Here is a 19,918-nt window from a genome sequence, read left to right as displayed (position 1 = left end):
TTAACTGGTGTTACCAATTATTGGACTTTTTACCAATTGAAAAAGTTTTATCTTTTTAGAAAAATTTTAACTTTGTATCCTCATTTAAAGCAGATTTTTACCTTGTTACATTTCGTCCTGGAAATAGATTTTATAGAACTTTCGATTGGTTGCTTCATCATAGCCTACCTCAATCAGTTCGTCGATTTGCTCAATATGCTGAATATTTACTTGGATTTCAATATGGGAATCCAACTTAATTTTACGTTTATATGTCTTTTCCGCCTTTTCAAGTGCGCTATCCGAAATAATGGTTTCATAAGGCTTAACAGTGTTGACGATCATATCCTTTTGGGTCGCGTCTACTTGCTCAAACACCGCATCAATATAATGGTCTACGTGAAACTCCTCTTCCTGTCTAAAATAGTCCAATGTTTTGTTTAACAGCCCTAGCTTCTCTGTGCTTGTATAATGCTCTTCTTTTAAAATATATTTCTTACACTCAACTAAGGCTAAATTTGTTTTATAATAATGCTCATCTGCTGCTTTTATTTTTAAAAAACGCTCTTGCCAATAAACAATATCCTCTTTACGTTTTGTTTTGATAAAAACAGCAGGAGGTTGCTCTAGTCCCCTATCAATAATAATTGCTGCATTATTAATTTTTTTAACATTAATACCATCGATACCGTTGACTGTCATTGTATGATGGTCGTTTTGTACATCCAAAAATGTTTCTTTTTCATCAATTTTGACAATGGCGATTACTTTTTTAGCTTCATCCACTAATAAACAATTGTCAAACAATCCAATAAATAGCTCACCACTTTTTATATTGGGATGCTGGGACACACTATGTAAGTGTTTAGCAATATTTTGAGATTGTTCAAGAAAGCTATTTTCCTGTGCAAAAATTGCCTGTACATAAGTAAAAACCTCATTAAGAGCAATATTTGTTTCATGGAAAAATTCGTACTGCTGCTCCATATCTATTTTATGAAAGGCGAGCTGTGTAAAGGCTGCTTCTAGCATTACCTCAGGCTGTGTAAATGCCTCTTCCCCTAAAATAAGTGATTCACTTATAAAATGCATACCATATTGTGTTAATTTACTTTCACTAACTTCTAGCATAAAATTCACCTTCTAATTATTCATCGTAGCTAGTATACCATATCTTATTTTAGAGGATATTTTCATGGAATAAGTAGCTAATAGAACGTGTTTGTAATCCCTCTATTTAGGATAGACTTTTAGCAAGTAAAAGGAGGATGCACAATGTTACAATTTGAGTCAAAAATTATTGGCAAAGAAATTGGTTTTGGTTATTTGCGAGATAAAATTATCAATCAAGGTTTTACGATTGGTGGAAATTGGGAATATGATAAAGGAAGCTTCGACTCCATATTGTGGAAGGAAGAGGGAGAAACGATTTATTTACGCGTGCCCTTTATCGTCACAGCAGGTGAGCTTGATAATGAAGATGCACAAATTCGTTTTCAAAAGCCATTTGTGATTAAGCATGTTGTCAATATTGGTTTAGATTATGATGAGGGGTCATTATTAGATGCAACTGGAGCAAGCCAATTTCAGACACCACTTGAGAAGGATGGATATATTCATGATAAAAGTAAATGGATTCAAGCTGGAGAACAGGCTGTTGAAGAAAAGGTATTACCTTATTTCCTGCACTAGTATAGATAAATATCAATAGTCATTGGGATATTTATATGTCTTTTATCCTTTATAACTTTGGGAACATATAATCAAAAATAGAAATAGAATTGCTGTAATAAATTTCTAATCATATAATAGGGGTAATAGATCATGTTTACGAGGTGAGTTTATGGATAAAGCAACTATAGACGATTTTCAACACTCTTATCAAAAAGTGCAGCAAGAACGACTCATCAATCGAAAAGAAGCCTATCTCGAGGTGCTAGAAAAAACAAAGGCATCAGGCGAAATAATTATGTTTGAAAGTATAAAAATCAGTAAAAGGGGCGTCTAGGATGGCGTCCTTTTTTATGTTTCATGATAAAACATGTTATGCAATTTTACTTTTAGCAAAGGTGCTGGGTGCCTATTTACAAAAGAAGAGTCTATTGCATAAACTTTATTGAATATCGTTATGGTATAATTATGGAGGAAGGTATGAAAAATAGGGGAGGACTAACGTGGCTAACTATCTTAAAATCGCAGTAGCAATTGATTTCTCAGAGCAATCATTAAAGGCTTTTGAAAGAGCCAGTCAATTAGCCATTCAGTATCACGCTACATTGCTATTAGTCAGCGTAATTGATACAAAATCATTTGGTGCGGCTTCAGCTTATGATTTAAAATATGCAGAGGCCTTAAAAAAGGAAAATAGCAGTAAAATTGAAAAATTGGCAAAGGATGCGCTACAGGCAGGTGTGAAAGAGGTGGAGTCTGTGGTAGAGGCAGGCTTGCCTAAAGCAATCTTAACACAACTACCAGATGTTGATTTAATTGTTTGTGGGGCAACGGGGTTAAATCGAATGGAAAAAATGCTGTTAGGGTCCGTTGCAGAAAAAGTGGCTCGTCATGCATCGTGTGATGTGTTAATTGTACGCTAGATGAGAAAAAACAACCTGCTTGTACGCTAAGGTAGCGACAGGCAGGTTATTTTACTTACTCAATTGTTTGTGCGTTATCGATAACTTCTTGAGGGATATCAATTGTTTTTAGGTGATCGAATTCAGTGTATGTGATGACTGATTTTGTATTCATTGTTAATTCTTGCCCTTCAACATTCATTTTTAAATCAAATTTCATATCCATTTTGTTTGTATCAAATGTATCTTTGTCAATGTATAAAACATAGTTGATTTGATCAATTGTTAGTCCATCTAGTGGATTTTCACCTAGTTCCATACCTTGCATTGATTTTTCAATTTCTTCATCAATTAATGCTTTAAATTTATCGCCTTCTGCATCTAATGTCAGTACATATTCATCATCTGTTTGTTCAAATGAAAAGTCATTGATAAATGATTTTAGCTGCTCTAATTGCTCCTTTGCATCTGCAGAGGAAGCTGTTTGCTCTAAAATGTCATCAAAGTTATCATCTGGAAGCTTTAACCAGCTATCAGATGCTGTATCCTTCATGAAGAATCCTGTACCTTGTTTCATATACATTTCTATCGGTAAGTCTGTTGTTTCTCCACCTTCACCGAACATATTAGGCATCGTCATCGTGCCTGATAAATGCATTTCAAGCGGATCAACGATAAAATCCATATCCATTTTTGTGCTAGAAGAAAGCTCCATCGTTTCCTCACCAGCACTAACCTTTGTTGCCTGTGTCATATCCATAGTAGCACTTGCGCTTTTAATGTTTGCTTGGCGTTCTACAGCCTTGTCATATACTTGCTCTAAAGTAAGGTCACTTGTCTTTGTTGTCTCCTTTTTAGGCGTAGCGCTAGAATTACAAGCAGCGAGTGTTAATGCGAGTGTCCCAACTGCTAATACTTTGATAAATTTCTTCATTCGCTTCATCTCCTATTTTCGATAATAATTACTATCTTAATCTAGTATACATGGTAAAAAAGGAAAAGTTTCGTTATTTAAAGAAAATCATCGGATTGTACTAGCTGATGAGGGTCAAAGGAATCAAATAAAAGCTGTCGTCAAAATACCATTTAGCATGGTATTTTGAGACAGCTTTTTGTTTATTAATGATAGCCCCAGATCATGGCAAATAATGTACCAATGATTGTGACAACTCCTACGAATACTGAATATAAAATCGTTGTATATAATGTTTTCTTATCTTCAGATTCACCAATATGCATAAATAATACTAATTGTACAGTTGCCTGTGCAAGAGCAGTTACTAGTAAAATTCCAAATGCCATATTAAGAGACATATCAAATTTTACAACTGCTAAAGCTACGATTGTTAGTAATAGTGAAAAGCCGAAGCCCATCACATGTTGTTTTGGGAATAATTCCTTCATCAGCTAATCAGTCCTTTCAAGTAGACGAAGCTGAAGATGAAAATCCAAACAACGTCTAGGAAATGCCAGTACAATGAGAAGATAAACGCTTTGTTCGCTGTTTGTGGATTTAAACCACGTTTAGCTACTTGGATTAAAATAGCTACGCCCCAGAAGAAACCAAATGTTACGTGGGCACCGTGCGTTCCAAGTAGAGTCATTAGTGACGATAAGAATGCGCTTGTTTGAATCGTCGCACCTTCGTGTACATAAGTGACAAATTCATCAATCTCAATAGCTAAGAAGCCAAGACCTAGTAAAAGAGTGATGATAAAGAATGTCATCATCGCTTTTTTACGACCGATACGCATTGCATGAACACCAAGACCAATTGTGAAACTACTTGTTAATAATAAGAATGTTTCCCATAGAACTGGAGTTAATTCGAAAATTTCGGCACCATTTGGTCCACTACCTGTACGTGTATGAAGTGTGAAATACACTGTAAATAATGTGGCAAATAACACGATTTCGGCGCCAAGGAAAATCCAAAAACCAAAGATTTTTAGACGGTTTTCCTCTGTACTATATTCTAATGGAAGTGAAGAATCGATTTTCATATTATTTATCACCTCTCAAGCTTTTCTCAGTTGCCATTACTTCCTCAACTGAAATGTAACGACCATGATCTTTTTCGAATGAACGATGGATCATGAAGCCAAATACACCAAGCATACTGATGATGGCTGGAATCCATAGATTGAATACAGCGAAGAATGCTGCAAGGAAGAAGAATCCACTCATCCAGAATGGTGTGCCTGTATTATTTGGCATGTGAATTTTTTCGATTGGACCTGCAGTAATATCGCGACCTTCTTTTTTTGCGAACCAAAACTCATCTAAGCGAGTAACAGTAGGCACTACGGCAAAGTTATATTCTGGTACTGGAGAATGAGTAGCCCACTCAAGTGTACGACCATCCCAAACATCTGCCTTTTCATTGCGAGGCATATGTTTCCAGCTGTAGTAAATGTTATAGACAATTAATGCAAAGCCGACTGCAAGTCCTAGCGCACCGACGAACGATAACATGTTCAATGGACCATAACCAGTAGACTCAGAATAAGTGTACATACGACGAGCATAACCATCTAAACCTAAAATGAATAGTGGGAAGAATGTTACGTTGAAGCTGATGGCAATAAACCAGAAACCAGCTTTCCCTAATTTTTCATTTAGACGGAAACCGAACATTTTTGGCCACCAGTAGTGGTAACCTGCAAGCACACCAAATACTGTACCTGGAATTAATACATAGTGGAAGTGGGCAACTAAGAACATCGTATTATGATATTGGTAGTCGGCACTTGCCATCGCGAGCATTACCCCTGTAACCCCACCAATTGTGAAGATAGGAATAAAGCCAAGTGCATAAAGCATCGGTGTTGTAAATTGAATTTTCCCGTGCCTCATTGTGAGTAGCCAGTTGAATATTTTAACCCCAGTAGGAACGGCGATTGCCATTGTTGTAATAGAGAAAACACTGTTTACCATTACACCATGACCCATTGTATAGAAGTGGTGGGCCCAAACTACGAATGATAGTAGGGAAATGACCACCATACTCATCACCATTGATTTGTAACCGTATAAGTTTTTACGTGCAAATGTCGCAATAATTTCTGAGAAAATACCGAAAGCAGGTAGGATAACGATATAAACCTCAGGATGCCCCCAAACCCAGAAAAGGTTGGCCCAAAGCATATCCATACCACCGTCTTGCATCGCAAAGAATTTTGTGCCGAATTGACGGTCAAACATCATAAGAGCAAGCGCTACAGTTAAGACTGGGAACGCGAATACGATAATAATGTTTGTAATTAAAATTGACCAAGAAAACATTGGCATTTTCATTAATGTCATACCAGGAGCACGCATTTTAATGATCGTCGTGATAAAGTTAACACCTGTCATTAAAGTACCAATACCTGATAATTGAAGGGCTAAAGAATAATAGTTATTCCCTACAGTCGGACTAAAATCCGTACTTGCAAGAGGGAAGTAGGCTGTCCAACCAGCGTCTGGTGAACCACCGATAATGAATGATAAGTTTAATAAACCAGCACCTGCTGCAAATAGCCAGAAGCTGACAGCGTTTAGACGTGGGAAAGCAACGTCACGTGCACCGATTTGAAGTGGAATGACAATGTTCATTAAGCCGATAACAAATGGCATCGCCATAAATAGAATCATTAATAAACCGTGTGTTGTGAAAATTTCATTATAGTGTTGTGCATCGAGAAGTCCGTTATCTGGAACGGCTGTTTGTGCACGCATTAATAGTGCATCGATACCACCGCGGAATAGCATTAATAAGGCTACTGCGATATACATAATCCCGATTTTTTTATGGTCAACAGTTGAGAGCCAGTTTTTGTAGAAATAGCCCCATTTTTTAAAATAAGTAAGGCCTGCTACGATTACCATTGCACCAACTACGATACTTATAGCTGCCGCTAAAATCATCGGTTCTTGCATTGGATGGAATAATTCTTCCATACTCATTGGATGCGCTCCTTTCAGCATTCAAAGTTAATAGGTATATGCGTTCAATATTAATGACCTGAATGTTCATGGTCCATGTTTTCATCAGTCATATCATCATGTTCCATATCGTCCATATTCATGTGTTTACCATGTTCCATTGGTGCAGGTCTAAAATCTAAGTGTGTAGATGAGAAGCTTTGGCGACCAACATGTTCTGCCTCTAAAAGCTCATCAAATTTTTCTTCTGTTAATGGGGCCTCTTTCGCTTTGACATCAGCCACCCATTTATCGAAGTCTTCTTGTGTCATAGATTGTGCTTCAAATTCCATTTCTGCAAAGCCGCGTCCATTAAAGTTAGAGTTACGTCCCATAAATGAACCAACTTCATCTGCTGCAAGGTGGATTGTTGTTAACATATCACTCATCGCATATTTTTGACCGGCTAATTGAGGAATCCAGAAACTTGTAATTGGACCAAATGAGTAAAGTTTAAACTCGATTGGACGATCCACCGGAATGTTTACATAGTTAACTGTTTCAACACCTTCTTCTGGATAACTAAAATGCCATTTCCAGTTTGATGATGATGCATAAATCACTAAAGGCTCCTTATCGTCATAACCTGCTGGCTGCGCTTCTACAGTAGATGTTGTTTTAACAGTTACAATCGCCAAAAATGCTACGATAATAATTGGAATTACTGTCCATGTAATTTCAAGCAGATGGCTTCCTTCTTCATGAGGAGGCTCATAATCTGCAGCTGCTTTTGATGCACGATATTTTGTAAGCATAAAGGCTAAAAGCACATACACGACTAGCAATATAAAGGCCATTGTAATAATGGATAAGATAATTGTGTTTGATAATGTTTCAGCATTAGGTCCTTTTGGATTGAACACTGTTAATGGTTCACATCCAGCAAGAAGAGCACTTAATGCTACAAACAGTAAACTTAATTTTTTCTTCATGTTTGACTCCTTTCTATAGAACGGCTATTCATAAAATTCATGTGTTTTTTGTCAGTGTCACATTTACAAATAGTAGATACTGAGGTCACCTCTTTTATCTTGGGGTATCAATCAACAACAGAAAAATTTCCAATGGCATGGCTCATGCTGAAACATACAAACTACTGTTGATTGATCTGATGCAAGCGTTAGCATCTGTGCAATCGTTTTAAATACATACTTGCCTAGTTATGATTGTCACAATGTATCGTTGTTTGCACATTGGATTATACGCCCTGTTTTTAAGAAAAAACATTATTTTGTTATAAAAATGATAGTAAAGTGGAGTTGAATTTGAACATTTTTTGAACAGAAAACATTATTTTAATATTAACATTTTGAAGTTTGGTTTATTAAACACTGTAAAAACGTTGAAAACACTGGATTTTCGATGTTTACCTAAGTAAATAAATTTTTTTGTGAAAAATCCATTTCACATTTTAGACGCTGTTTTGTAATAAAGTCAGGGATTTACCGGGTGTGGGTTTATTTTTTATTTGCCTTTTTTTAAAAAAGGGAGTAGAGGCTATAATATCTTGAGGAAATAATAGGATGGATTTTTACTGACAAAAATAGAGAGGGAAGAAGAAGTTAGGAAGGATTATTGTTATTTTGGAATAATAATAAAATTTCTTGTGTATCCAAAAAAACCCATTTTATGTTTTGTCTGAAAAATAAAAAGCAAACTAAGAGTTGACCTAGTTTGCTAGTGAGGTAGAAAAAAGTATGCAAAATAAGAAGGATACGCATTAAATTAGCTTTTTTTAAAGCTTTGTTAGGCACCAAGCTTTAACCATTTCGCTACTTGTCCATAAATCATGTTTTGAAGCTGAGGGGCTTTATTATTCATTTTTAAAGAAAAGTACAATGTTTTCATAAAGTTTAATGTACAAGTACGCCCGCTAAAGAAGCTGTCATTATAGCCCTGTGTCATTAAGTGTATTTCAAATTTATCAAAAGCCTGTTCAACAAATTCAATAAGTGCTTCCTCAGAATATTGCTGATCCCATAACGCCTCCACAATATTGACGAAACGCTCCTCTTCATCATTGGTATAAACGATGTCTTTCCAAGTGACAAGCTTTAATGCATGTAAGATAGAGGGGGCGTATTGTAAGTCAAATTTGGGGTGTTTAATCATTGTTGCCGCTAAATCTGCACCATGTGCAATGCTATGAGCCCATCCTTTGTCTTGTACATATCCTCTTGTATCTTGCTCTAATAGTAAATAGCGCCCAATTTTTTTAAAGAAAGTTTGCAAGTCATCATCATGTAAAACAAGTAATTCAGTATCCTTTGCAAGTAGACCAGCGACAAGCAGAGCAGAGAAGGAGCGAGTAAAAACGCTATCTGTGCCGTTTTCACCTATCTGTAAATACAAGAAATCTTCGCTTATTGCTGTTTGAAATAAATATTGCAGCTGCTGTGTGCTTAATAAATTATCACTTAGTAACTCGATAAATGTGCGATAAATAGTATGATCACGTAATTCAGCATCGACAGAGCCAATATGCGTCAGCATTTCTTGTAATAGCCATTCACCCTGCTGTAATATAAATGCTTGCCGTTCAGAGAGCCCCATAGTAGAAAAGTTTTGTAATGCTTCTTGAATATTCATGTTTTGATAAACCCCTATCGTAGAATTTGTACGATTCCATTATAGCTTGAATTGATGCTGCAAACATGCGAGAGATTTGTACAGCGTAATGACTTACTTTCCAGAAACGATAGAAAGTTGCTATGATAGAAACGCACTAAAATGGCAAGGCTTAAAATAAATAATAAAAAGACATACCTATTTAAAAGTATGTCTTTATCTAGTTATAATATGGATGCTGATTTTATACCGATTGGCCATTCTGTATAGGTGTGTTGGTTTGTCTTTAATTCAACAAGAATATTGGCATTTTTTATAGCATCAATTAGCCACTCACCATAGTGCTGATCTGGCTGGGGGTGCTGTAAAATTTGTTGCATATCTTTTTTATCGAGATGTAACAGCTTGTAATTACATTCAATGCTTACTTTTTGAGGAATAATCGACAGTGATTCATATGGATGCCCCAGTGCAATGGCATTAGGGATAAATCCTTGAATACGTAAAATATGGGTATAGGCTTCTTTGGTGTGTACATCCACTTTTGTGCGTGTTAAAAATTCAAACTCCAACGGACTATCTTGAAAAGGTCCGTTTGCTGTAGCAAATGACATGACTTTGATTGATCGCTCTTGAAATGCAGATGAGATACAATGATTAAATTCAGTGATTGTATCCAGTAATCGCATGTAGTCCACTCCTTGTGAAAAACTTGATTTTCTTGTTGCAGAGAGTTTGTGAATGGTGAAAAAATTTAGACTATTCTAAGTATAATACAATTTATGACAAAATATGAATACAAAAGCAACGTTTTTTTAGTGAATAACTTTAAAATGTGTAAAAATGATTACTATTTTATTTTTATGTGATAAGTAAGAGCTGTGAGACCTCGTGAGAAAAGGAACTTACACAAAGAGGTGAAAGCTGAGCCTATGGAAAGCTCTAGTGTGTTAATAGAAATCATTGTTTCAAAATTCGCTTATGGCGTGGAAATAATGAAAATAGTAGTAAAGAGGTGAGGGACATGACAAAACGGAAGCATGATGTCATTAAACATAACAATATTGTTGTTTTTCCAGGCACTGTTCAAGCTTTAATACGTGAAGGACATATGTTTGCTGAGAACCATCAATATGACAAGGCAGTCGCAAGTTTTGAAAAGGCATTTATGTATGAAATGGGCGATGAGTTTGCTCTTAGTGCCTATGCCTTTGCTTTATATGAGTTAAAAGACTATGATAAAGCTAAAAATGTGTGTGAACAGCTACTGGCTATGGGCACGACCTTGTATGTAGAAGTGATGGAATTATACATTACCGTATGTATGCAATTAAAGGAATACAATCAAGTGGAAACATTGATTACAACGCTTCTCGAAGAAAATGTGTTGCCAAATGATCAGATCGAGAAATTTGAGCGCTTGAAAAATTTAAATAGGGAAGTGTCTAACAATCTTGCAAAAAAGGAGCAGGCACACTATTTGATAGAGACCCAAGAATATGAGCTATTACAATTTTGTGCACTTACACCAAACGAGCAATCCATTCGCTTACATCGTCTTATAGATACAAATGTAAGACAATTGAAGGTAGCTCTAAAGGCTATTATTGAATGTTCCACAATCCATCCCTTTGTGCGGAGTCTAGCTTTAATTTTACTAGTGGAACAAGAAGTAGCAATTGATGTGACTGTGTCAAAATTTAATCACACAAAAACCATTAATCCTGCTCACCTCACGTTACCTAATCAGTTATCACAATATGAAGAAATAAAAAATATTGTTGAAAATAAATTAGAACAAGACCCATCGACCCTAGAAATGGTACAATATTTAATGGCGAAGCATGCTATTGTGACGTATCCGTTTGAATGGCAGCCATTTGAAGCCGAGGATGTTGCCTATGGCTATATTGATTTTGTCTTATCGATGTTAGGAAATGTACAAGAAATGGATGATGAAATTAGCGAATTCTTACAAATGTTAGAAAAGCTAACAGAACTACATTCGCTATGAAAAAAGTTGAAACTACACACATCTATGTTATACTAAAATGGTTGTCAAACTCGTAGTTACGAATGAATTGTCTAACATTTAAACTTGATTATTTATTTGGAGGTATTTATACATGTCAGCAAAATGGGAAAAACAAGAAGGTAATATTGGTACTCTTACAGTTGAAGTACCTGCTGCAGAAGTAGACGCAGCAATGGACCAAGCGTTCAAAAAAGTTGTAAAACAAATTAATGTACCAGGTTTCCGTAAAGGTAAAATGCCTCGTAAAATGTTTGAACAACGTTTTGGTATTGAATCTCTATACCAAGACGCACTAGAAATCATCGTTCCTGATTCTTATGCAAAAGCAATTGATGAAGCAGGAATTATGCCAGTTGATTATCCAGAAATCGCTGGTACAGAAAACTTTGTGCATGGTCAAGATTTCACATTTACTGCACAAGTAACAGTGAAACCAGAACCAAAACTTGGTGAATACAAAGGTTTAGAAGTGGCAAAGCTTCCAGTAGAAACAACAGATGAAGAGGTTGAAGCACAAATTCAAGAGCAATTAGCTCGTAAAGCAGAGCTTGAAATTAAAGAAGACGAAGCAATCGTAGAAGGCGATACAGCAGTAATCGACTTCGAAGGCTTCGTAGGTGAAGAAGCTTTTGAAGGCGGTAAAGGTGAAGACTACCCACTAGAAATCGGTTCAGGTTCTTTCATCCCTGGCTTTGAAGAGCAACTTGTAGGTGTAAAAGCTGGCGAGTCTAAAGATGTTGTTGTAACATTCCCAGAAGAATACCATGCAGCTGAATTAGCTGGTAAAGAAGCTACTTTCAAAGTAACAGTGAAAGAAGTTAAAACAAAAGTTCTTCCTGAATTAGATGATGAATTTGCAAAAGAATTAGACCCAGAAGTTGAAAGCGTTGAAGCTTTACGCGCTAAAATTAAAGAACAAACTGCTGCTCAAAAAGCAACAGAATCAGATGCAGCTCTTCGCGATGAGCTAGTAGAAAAAGCAGCCGATAATGCTGAATTTGACGTACCAGCAGGTATGATTAACTCAGAAACAGACCGCATGCTACAAGAGTTTGCTCAACGTTTACAAATGCAAGGTATGAATTTAGATCTTTACTATCAATTCTCAGGCCAATCTGAGGAAGATTTACGTGGTCAAATGAAAGAAGAAGCTGAAAGCCGTGTACGTGTGTCGTTAACACTTGAAGCGATTGCAGAGGCTGAAAAAATTGAAGCAACTGAAGCTGATATTGAAGCAGAATTGGAAAAAATGGCTGCTCAATTCAATATGACAAAAGAGCAAATTACTGATGCTTTAGGTGGTACAACTGTATTAGAAAATGACATTAAAATTCAAAAAACAGTTGAATTTTTAGTAGAAAACGCTAAAATTACTGAATAAGATTTTATGGAACTTGATAGTTAATAGAAGGCAAGGTACGGCATTTAACCGTGCCTTGTTTTATCACATAGACTGGTCAGTCAGTCCCCATCCATTTACTTTACACTTCACTTTATACATAGTATTGTTAATTTTTACACGATGTAAAATTTAGCTTCATTCAACAAAATTTTTCTCTGGATGCAATAAGGCTTGGCGAATAAATGTAGTAGATTTTAAAGGAAAGCTATGTAGCTGAACGAGGTGTCAGTCATTTTAAGCCGTCTTGTATCGTAAGTGTCAGTAGTGAAGAGCCGTAACATCCGAACACAGTAAGGTCGTGAAGCAAACGGATTCCGAAAAAACATACTGCAAATAGCAAAGGAATGCTAAATGAGCAAAATTGATGGCTCATATTTCGTGGAAGAGCTTGTTATGCTAGTAGGAGACTCTCTTTCAGAAAAGCTTCATTCATTTAATGAGAATAGATCTATATTGTTCAAAGTTTGTTCATCGTGAGATAATGAAGTAAAAAACATGATTAATTGCCTGCATAAATGCAATGACATAAATCATGTAGACAATTTATTTGATAAAGGTTCAATAATCTTGTAAGATTGTTGCTTGAATAGGGGTGAAACATATTGTTCAAATTTAATGATGAAAAAGGCAATTTAAAATGTTCATTCTGTGGAAAGCCACAGGAACAGGTACGTAAATTAGTGGCAGGTCCTGGTGTTTATATTTGTGATGAATGTATCGAGCTTTGTTCAGAAATCGTTGTAGAGGAACTAGGTGTGGAGGAGGAAATTGAATTCCAAGATATTCCAAAACCGAAAGAGATTCTAACGATTTTAGATGAATATGTTATTGGACAGGAGCGCGCTAAAAAGGCATTAGCTGTAGCGGTGTACAATCACTACAAGCGCATCAATACAAATAGTAAAATTGATGATGTAGAACTGGCAAAATCGAACATTGTGTTAATCGGCCCAACTGGTAGCGGTAAAACTTTATTAGCTCAAACATTAGCACGTATATTAAATGTTCCATTTGCCATTGCAGATGCTACTTCTCTAACTGAAGCTGGTTATGTTGGTGAGGACGTTGAAAATATTTTATTAAAATTAATTCAATCAGCCGATTATGATATCGAGCGTGCTGAAAAGGGCATTATCTATATTGATGAAATCGATAAGGTTGCTCGTAAATCAGAAAATCCATCAATTACACGGGATGTTTCTGGTGAAGGTGTGCAACAAGCCCTTCTTAAAATTCTTGAAGGAACAGTAGCAAGTGTTCCACCACAGGGAGGACGTAAACATCCTCATCAAGAGTTTTTACAAATCGATACAACCAATATTCTATTTATTGTTGGTGGAGCGTTTGATGGTATTGAATCGATTATTAAACGTCGCCAAGGTGAAAAAGTAATTGGTTTCGGTTCAGATCCAAGTAAAGCAAATGTTGAAGAAGGTTCTATCATGGCCAAGCTGATTCCTGAGGATTTATTGAAATTTGGTTTAATTCCAGAGTTCATTGGTCGCTTACCTGTACTTGCCAGCCTTGAACAATTAAATGAAGCGGCACTTGTACAAATTTTAACAGAGCCAAAAAATGCGTTGGCTAAGCAATATCAAAAAATGCTTGAACTAGATGGTGTTGAGCTTGAGTTTGATGAAGATGCGCTTGTTGCTATTGCGAAGGAAGCAATTGAACGTAAAACAGGTGCACGTGGTCTTCGTTCAATTATTGAGTCAACAATGCTTGATGTAATGTATGAATTGCCTTCTCGTGAAGACGTAAAAAGATGTATCATTACAGCAAAAACAATTACGGATAAAGAAAAACCGAAATTGCTTCTTGAAGATGGCACTGTGCTCGATGAAGATAGCGACACAAAAACTTCAGCATAACGAACAGACGTAACTGTCTATGGTTATAAGATAGAGAGTAATTAGCTGACTTCGGTTGTGCAATGTTCGCACATATCGACGGTCAGCTTTTTATTCATTCTTACATAATGCCAACTGTAAAGAGAAGAAATTTTTGGCTCGTTTGATTAACTAGTGTGAATCAGTTTTTTAAACACATACTAGTAGCGCGGGATGTGAACATAAAAATTTTGACGGAGGTGAATGCCCGCATGGTAACTATACAAAAAACAACAAATGTACCATTATTGCCTTTACGTGGGCTTTTAGTATACCCATCGATGGTGTTACATATTGATGTGGGTAGAAATCGGTCTGTAGCAGCGCTAGAGCAGGCAATGTTAGAGGACCAGATGATTTTATTGGTGACACAAAAAGAAATGCATGATGAACAGCCAGAAGAGCAGGATTTATATTCAATTGGAACAATGGCCTATGTAAAGCAAATGCTAAAATTACCAAATGGTACGTTACGAATTTTAGTAGAGGGACTTGCTCGTGCAGCATGGACAAATTATCGTGTACTCGAGAAGTATACAGTGGTTGATGTTGATATTAAAGAAGAGTCAACGAGTAAAGACGTTGAAACGCAAGCCTTAATGCGTACATTGTTAACATATTTTGAAAAGTATGCAAAGTCCTCCAATAAAATTACAAATGAAACAATTAGTACGGTAGTGGATATTGAGGAGCCAGGGCGTTTAGCAGATATTATTGCCTCTCATTTACCATTTAAGATTGCGGATAAGCAAGAGGTACTGGAAATGCTTAGCGTAAAAAAGCGACTTGATCATTTAATTATTCGTTTACATGATGAACAAGAAGTATTGGATCTGGAAAAAAAGATTAGTTCCAAAGTCAAGCAATCGATGGAGCGTACACAGAAGGAATATTATTTACGCGAACAAATGAAAGCCATTCAAACAGAGCTTGGGGACCGTGAGGGGAAAACAGGTGAGGTAGCGGAATTACGCCAGCGCATCGATGAAGTTGGTATGCCTGATTCCATAAAAGAAGTGGCCCTTAAAGAATTGGATAGATATGAAAAAATACCAGCAGCTAGTGCCGAGAGCGGGGTTATTCGAAATTATATTGATTGGCTGATTTCCCTACCATGGACAAAGGCAACAGAGGATCGCATGAATATCGCTTATGCGGAGAAGATTTTGGACCGTGATCATGATGGTTTAGAGAAAGTAAAAGAGCGTGTTCTTGAATATTTAGCGGTGCGTCAGCTTAAAAATTCCCTAAGAGGCCCTATACTCTGCTTAGCAGGACCGCCTGGAGTAGGTAAAACATCGTTAGCTCGCTCAATTGCAGAGAGCTTAGATCGGAATTTTGTCCGCATTTCATTAGGTGGGGTACGTGATGAATCAGAAATTCGCGGCCATCGTCGTACGTATGTAGGGGCAATGCCAGGGCGTATTATTCAAGGGATGAAAAAAGCAGGCACGATTAATCCTGTATTTTTATTAGATGAAATTGATAAAATGTCTAATGACTTTAGAGGGGACCCTGCAGCAGCCATGCTAGAAGTTTTAGACCCTGCGCAAAACAATACATTTAGCGATCATTATATTGAGGAGTCCTATGATTTATCCAATGTCTTGTTTATCGCAACAGCGAATGATTTAAGCACAATCCCAGGCCCTTTATTAGACCGTATGGAAGTGATTTCAATTGCAGGCTATACCGAAATTGAAAAAGCGCAAATTACAAATAATCATTTAATACCGAAGCAGTTGAAAGAGCATGGCTTGAAAAAAACACAAGTGATCATTAAGGACGAAGCAGTAATTGATATTATACGTTATTATACACGTGAGGCTGGGGTTCGAAGTTTAGAACGTCAAATTGCTACACTTTGCCGTAAAATTGCTAAAATTATTGTCTCTGGTGAGAAAAAGCGCGTAACCGTCAACTCCAAATCATTACAGCAGCTACTTGGCAAGCATCGCTTCCGTTATGGACAGGCAGAGAAGGAAAATCAAGTAGGAGTTGCTACTGGGCTGGCTTACACAACAGTTGGTGGAGACACATTACAAATTGAAGTATCCTTAACCCCTGGAAAAGGAAAATTGCAGCTTACTGGTAAGCTTGGTGAAGTGATGAAGGAATCTGCTCAAACGGCCTTATCCTATGTGCGTACAAAAATGAACAAGCTAAATGTCGATGCAGAATATTTTGAAACACATGATATCCATATTCACGTGCCAGAAGGGGCTGTGCCAAAAGATGGACCTTCTGCTGGTATTACAATGGCAACAGCAATTGCTTCTGCTATTTTACACCGTCCAATTCGTCGTGAGGTTGGAATGACAGGTGAAATTACGCTACGTGGCCGTGTACTACCAATTGGAGGCTTGAAAGAAAAAACATTGAGTGCTCATCGTGCAGGCTTAACGACAATTATTTGTCCAAAGGATAATGAACGGGATTTAGAAGATATTCCGGATAGCGTACGTGAGCAGCTTACATTTAAACTAGTGTCATCGGCTGATGAAGTATTAGCCTATGCACTGGATGGAGGTTTTTAGAAAAATGAAAGTCCATAATGTCGAAATGGTCATCAGCGCAGTAAGACCAGACCAATACCCAGAAGATGGACTGCCAGAATTTGCATTAGCAGGTCGTTCAAACGTAGGAAAATCCTCCTTTATTAATCGAATGATCGGACGTAAAGCGTTAGCACGTATTTCTTCTAAGCCTGGCAAAACACAAACGCTAAATTTTTATAAAATCGAAGAGCAATTGTTTTTTGTAGATGTTCCGGGCTATGGTTATGCCAAGGTTTCAAAGTCTGAGCGTGAGGCATGGGGGAAAATGATTGAGCGTTATTTAACAGGGCGCCATGAATTAAAGGCTGTTGTACAAATTATTGATTTACGTCATCCCCCTACAGCAGATGACCGCATGATGTATGATTTTTTAAAGCATTACAATATTCCTTGCATTATTATTGCAACAAAGGCAGATAAAATTCCAAAAGGGAAATGGGATAAACATAAAAAAATCGTCAAGGAAACATTAGATATGGAAAAAGGTGATCCACTTATCGTGTTTTCCTCAGAAACAGGCCTTGGCTTTGAGGAAGCTTGGCGAATCATCGAAAGTAAAATGTAACAAAAAAACATCTATTGCGTCTAAATAATTAGGACAGTAGATGTTTTTTCCGTTTTCCCATGAATCTACGTAGAAAATCAGGAAAAGTGCTTGATGAATAAAGGATTTGTCCGATAAATTACATAGGAGGTGGACTATAGATGGATATCGCAGCTTTATCAATGGCAATGAATCAAGCCACACTTATGCAAAATGTTTCGTTAGCTGTTACAAAACAGGTGATGGAAACGCAGCAGCAAACGACAGAACAGCTTGTTGAAATGCTAGATGCTCCACATCCAACAGCTGGACATACAATTGATATTCAAGTATAAAGCTATCTCTAACTTTATAGAACGGTATATAGGCTATTGGCGATCTATAGAGGGGGATAAAGTTTTAGGGTTGACTAGCGCGTTGTCAGTGTGATTTTTTATTCACAGAAGCACACTGGCAGAGCGAAAGTCAATCTCTTCTGAATGATAACACCATACTATTCAAAAATTAGATCTTTTCCAATAAGAAAAAATATCAATGATACGATCTACTAATAATTTGTAAGGAGGCACGATTCTTTGAAAAAATATTCATACATAATCATGGTAATGTTATTGTTAATGCTCGGCTTTTCCTTTAGCCAACCTGCAAAGGCTGCCCAATTAGTGATGGGAACCTTTGTAGATGTAACCTATTCAGAGCAGACCAATCCAGATGGCACCGTAGAACAAATACTGAGTAAGGTAACCTTACAAAATGCAAGCGGGCGAACAGTGACATTTAATATTAATAAAAATACTCGTTTATTTATTAATAATACATCCACAACGATTGAGGGCTTTAAAATGGGTATGGAGATTGAGGCAGATGTGTCTTTAAGAACAGTGGTTGAACTGCGTGGTACGTCTAATGCCACAACTGAACCACGTATTCCCTCAGTTGAGAGCAATGCTAAAAAAATGATGGGTGTCGTAACAAGTATTGATCCAAATGGCTTATTTCTTATGGTCAAGCCCGATATTGGGGATGAAACAAGCTATTATCTAAACAAAGATACAAACTTTCAAAAGGGCTCTTCAGCAACAGATATTAGTGCACTTTATGTTGGCGATCGAGTGAAATTAAACTTTAAAAATAGCAATACGTCTGTTGTGACAAAGGTAGAGATTAGTGAGACAGGGACACTCGTAGAAAACTTATATAAAGGTGAAATCCAATCGGTTAATCCTAATACCAATAAATTAACAGTGAAAAATCAACATGCCTTTGTGAACTGGCAATTTGGCTCACAGGTAACCTCTGATCTTTCGACAATGACCTTTGCATCAAAAGCCCCAATATATGTCGGCAATACAAAGGTCGATAAAGGGAATCTCAAAAATTATGTTGGTAGCGAAGTTTATTATGCGACGGTTAAACAATTTGGAAAAGAAGTAATTGAAAAAATCGTTGTCTTAAAAAATAGTGAACGCTCTTACTATGAGCCGATGCTAGCTGTAGATACAGAGTATCAACTATTGAAGCTAAAATCCGCAGGTACAATGTACTTCCATGAGGGCACAATTTTAATTCGTAATGGACGTTTAATTGAGCCTACAGGGTTGATGGCTTATGGTACGGCTTTTGTCATTACAGATGGTGTTGCTCGCGATCATTATGCTCAGGTGGTACAAGTAACAAGTGACAGCTTTATGTCACCTAATCTTGCTGGTCATGACTTATACTATGGACGCCTCTCACAGGCTGATGGCTACTTAATTGAAATTGATGATGCCATGAAAATTGAATCAAATGTTTTCAAGAAAACAGACAATACTGTCCTATCAGTAAGCAATACGACAAAGGCAAAGGTTGATGATGGCAATAAAACATATACCGTTATGCCGGATATTGAGCTTTATTTATCAGAGGGAGACTACGGTTACTTTTATGTGAAGGATGGTCATGTACAGGCGCTTCATATTTTAGATAATGCGAAGCCTGTTGCACCATTAATGCTAGCAGGTAAGCTGCAATCTGTGAAATCTACTTATCCTGCCGTGATTAATGTTAAGAGTGTGAGTCAATGGCAAGATGGACGCTGGTATGAAGCCGGTGAAATGATTGATATGAATATTGACCAGGCAACACTCATAAAGGCAGGGAAAGTTATTCAGCCATCTGACTTACAACCATCTGATCGATTAGTTGTATTATCAGATCGCTTTGTAAAAGGTCATTTTATTTTAGTTGACTAAAGGAAAGAAGAAATAAAAAATCTGCGAGTCCAGTGCGAATAGTATAGATAAAGAAGCGATGTATTTATGAATCAAGCAAATATGAGCGTAAATAACTACATGGCTGGCGATTACTTTCGGGGGACGAGCAGATTTTTTTTGACCAAACTTTGTGATGCAATCATGCA

18 protein-coding genes are annotated in these 19,918 nt (G+C 36.9%); 10 read left to right on the top strand and 8 right to left on the bottom strand.

Features of this window, described 5'->3' with window-relative positions:
* Positions 1-105 precede the first annotated feature (105 nt).
* Positions 106-1,110 carry a nucleoid-associated protein gene (locus tag ADM90_RS18335; RefSeq protein WP_053996356.1) on the bottom strand — a complete coding sequence of 335 codons (1,005 nt, stop codon included), beginning with the start codon at positions 1,108-1,110 and terminating at the stop codon, positions 106-108.
* Between the two features lie 144 nt (positions 1,111-1,254).
* Between ADM90_RS18335 and ADM90_RS18330 the strand changes: the two genes are divergently transcribed.
* The 3 genes from ADM90_RS18330 (at position 1,255) to ADM90_RS18325 (ending at position 2,573) form a co-directional block, all read left to right on the top strand.
* On the top strand, positions 1,255-1,671 hold the full coding sequence (locus ADM90_RS18330) for a YugN family protein (protein ID WP_053996355.1): 417 nt from the start codon (positions 1,255-1,257) through the stop codon (positions 1,669-1,671).
* A 151-nt stretch (positions 1,672-1,822) separates the two neighbouring features.
* Entirely contained in the window at positions 1,823-1,987 is a 165-nt protein-coding gene (locus ADM90_RS24740; protein WP_162838611.1) for a hypothetical protein, read from the top strand.
* 166 nt (positions 1,988-2,153) lie between these two features.
* Positions 2,154-2,573, top strand: a complete 420-nt coding sequence (locus ADM90_RS18325; protein ID WP_053996354.1) for a universal stress protein — start codon at positions 2,154-2,156, stop codon at positions 2,571-2,573.
* 55 nt (positions 2,574-2,628) lie between these two features.
* Here ADM90_RS18325 and ADM90_RS18320 read toward each other — a convergent pair whose 3' ends face one another.
* The 7 genes from ADM90_RS18320 to ADM90_RS18290 form a co-directional block, all read right to left on the bottom strand.
* A complete protein-coding gene (locus tag ADM90_RS18320) occupies positions 2,629-3,486 on the bottom strand; it encodes a DUF6612 family protein (RefSeq protein ID WP_053996353.1) in 858 nt (285 codons plus the stop codon).
* 185 nt (positions 3,487-3,671) lie between these two features.
* Positions 3,672-3,956 carry a cytochrome aa3 quinol oxidase subunit IV gene (gene qoxD / locus ADM90_RS18315; RefSeq protein ID WP_053996352.1) on the bottom strand — a complete coding sequence of 95 codons (285 nt, stop codon included), beginning with the start codon at positions 3,954-3,956 and terminating at the stop codon, positions 3,672-3,674.
* The gene (gene qoxC / locus ADM90_RS18310; protein WP_004226587.1) at positions 3,956-4,555 is read right to left on the bottom strand and encodes a cytochrome aa3 quinol oxidase subunit III; all 600 of its coding nucleotides are present in this window, start codon (positions 4,553-4,555) and stop codon (positions 3,956-3,958) included. Before qoxC ends, qoxD begins: the two co-directional genes overlap by 1 nt.
* Before the next feature lies 1 nt (position 4,556).
* Positions 4,557-6,500, bottom strand: coding sequence for a cytochrome aa3 quinol oxidase subunit I (gene qoxB, locus ADM90_RS18305; RefSeq protein WP_053996351.1), 1,944 nt, complete (start codon positions 6,498-6,500; stop codon positions 4,557-4,559).
* Positions 6,501-6,550: 50 nt separating this feature from the next.
* A complete protein-coding gene (gene qoxA / locus ADM90_RS18300; RefSeq protein WP_053996350.1) occupies positions 6,551-7,450 on the bottom strand; it encodes a cytochrome aa3 quinol oxidase subunit II in 900 nt (299 codons plus the stop codon).
* Between the two features lie 814 nt (positions 7,451-8,264).
* The gene (locus tag ADM90_RS18295; protein ID WP_053996349.1) at positions 8,265-9,107 is read right to left on the bottom strand and encodes a DUF2785 domain-containing protein; all 843 of its coding nucleotides are present in this window, start codon (positions 9,105-9,107) and stop codon (positions 8,265-8,267) included.
* 203 nt (positions 9,108-9,310) lie between these two features.
* Positions 9,311-9,775 (bottom strand): hypothetical protein, encoded by a 465-nt coding sequence (locus tag ADM90_RS18290; protein WP_053996348.1) that lies wholly within the window; start codon positions 9,773-9,775, stop codon positions 9,311-9,313.
* Positions 9,776-10,110: 335 nt separating this feature from the next.
* On the opposite strand from ADM90_RS18290, the gene ADM90_RS18285 reads away from it, so the two are divergent.
* From ADM90_RS18285 to ADM90_RS18260, 7 genes are all read left to right on the top strand, one after another.
* Positions 10,111-11,100 (top strand): DUF3196 family protein, encoded by a 990-nt coding sequence (locus tag ADM90_RS18285; RefSeq protein ID WP_053996347.1) that lies wholly within the window; start codon positions 10,111-10,113, stop codon positions 11,098-11,100.
* 112 nt (positions 11,101-11,212) lie between these two features.
* Positions 11,213-12,502 carry a trigger factor gene (gene tig, locus ADM90_RS18280; RefSeq protein WP_053996346.1) on the top strand — a complete coding sequence of 430 codons (1,290 nt, stop codon included), beginning with the start codon at positions 11,213-11,215 and terminating at the stop codon, positions 12,500-12,502.
* Between the two features lie 623 nt (positions 12,503-13,125).
* Positions 13,126-14,397, top strand: a complete 1,272-nt coding sequence (gene clpX, locus ADM90_RS18275) for an ATP-dependent protease ATP-binding subunit ClpX (protein ID WP_053996345.1) — start codon at positions 13,126-13,128, stop codon at positions 14,395-14,397.
* A gap of 230 nt (positions 14,398-14,627) precedes the next feature.
* Positions 14,628-16,952 (top strand): endopeptidase La, encoded by a 2,325-nt coding sequence (gene lon, locus ADM90_RS18270; RefSeq protein ID WP_053996344.1) that lies wholly within the window; start codon positions 14,628-14,630, stop codon positions 16,950-16,952.
* A gap of 4 nt (positions 16,953-16,956) precedes the next feature.
* The gene (gene yihA, locus ADM90_RS18265; RefSeq protein ID WP_053996343.1) at positions 16,957-17,538 is read left to right on the top strand and encodes a ribosome biogenesis GTP-binding protein YihA/YsxC; all 582 of its coding nucleotides are present in this window, start codon (positions 16,957-16,959) and stop codon (positions 17,536-17,538) included.
* 140 nt (positions 17,539-17,678) lie between these two features.
* The gene (locus ADM90_RS24040; protein WP_083448605.1) at positions 17,679-17,852 is read left to right on the top strand and encodes a YjfB family protein; all 174 of its coding nucleotides are present in this window, start codon (positions 17,679-17,681) and stop codon (positions 17,850-17,852) included.
* Positions 17,853-18,092: 240 nt separating this feature from the next.
* Positions 18,093-19,751 carry a hypothetical protein gene (locus ADM90_RS18260; protein WP_053996342.1) on the top strand — a complete coding sequence of 553 codons (1,659 nt, stop codon included), beginning with the start codon at positions 18,093-18,095 and terminating at the stop codon, positions 19,749-19,751.
* The last annotated feature ends 167 nt before the right edge of the window (positions 19,752-19,918 follow it).

Source organism: Lysinibacillus macroides, from assembly GCF_001281525.1.
GTDB classification, from domain to species: domain Bacteria; phylum Bacillota; class Bacilli; order Bacillales_A; family Planococcaceae; genus Lysinibacillus; species Lysinibacillus macroides.
The sequence above is the reverse complement of the archived record's forward strand: the minus strand, read 5'-3'. Positions and strand labels throughout refer to the sequence as shown.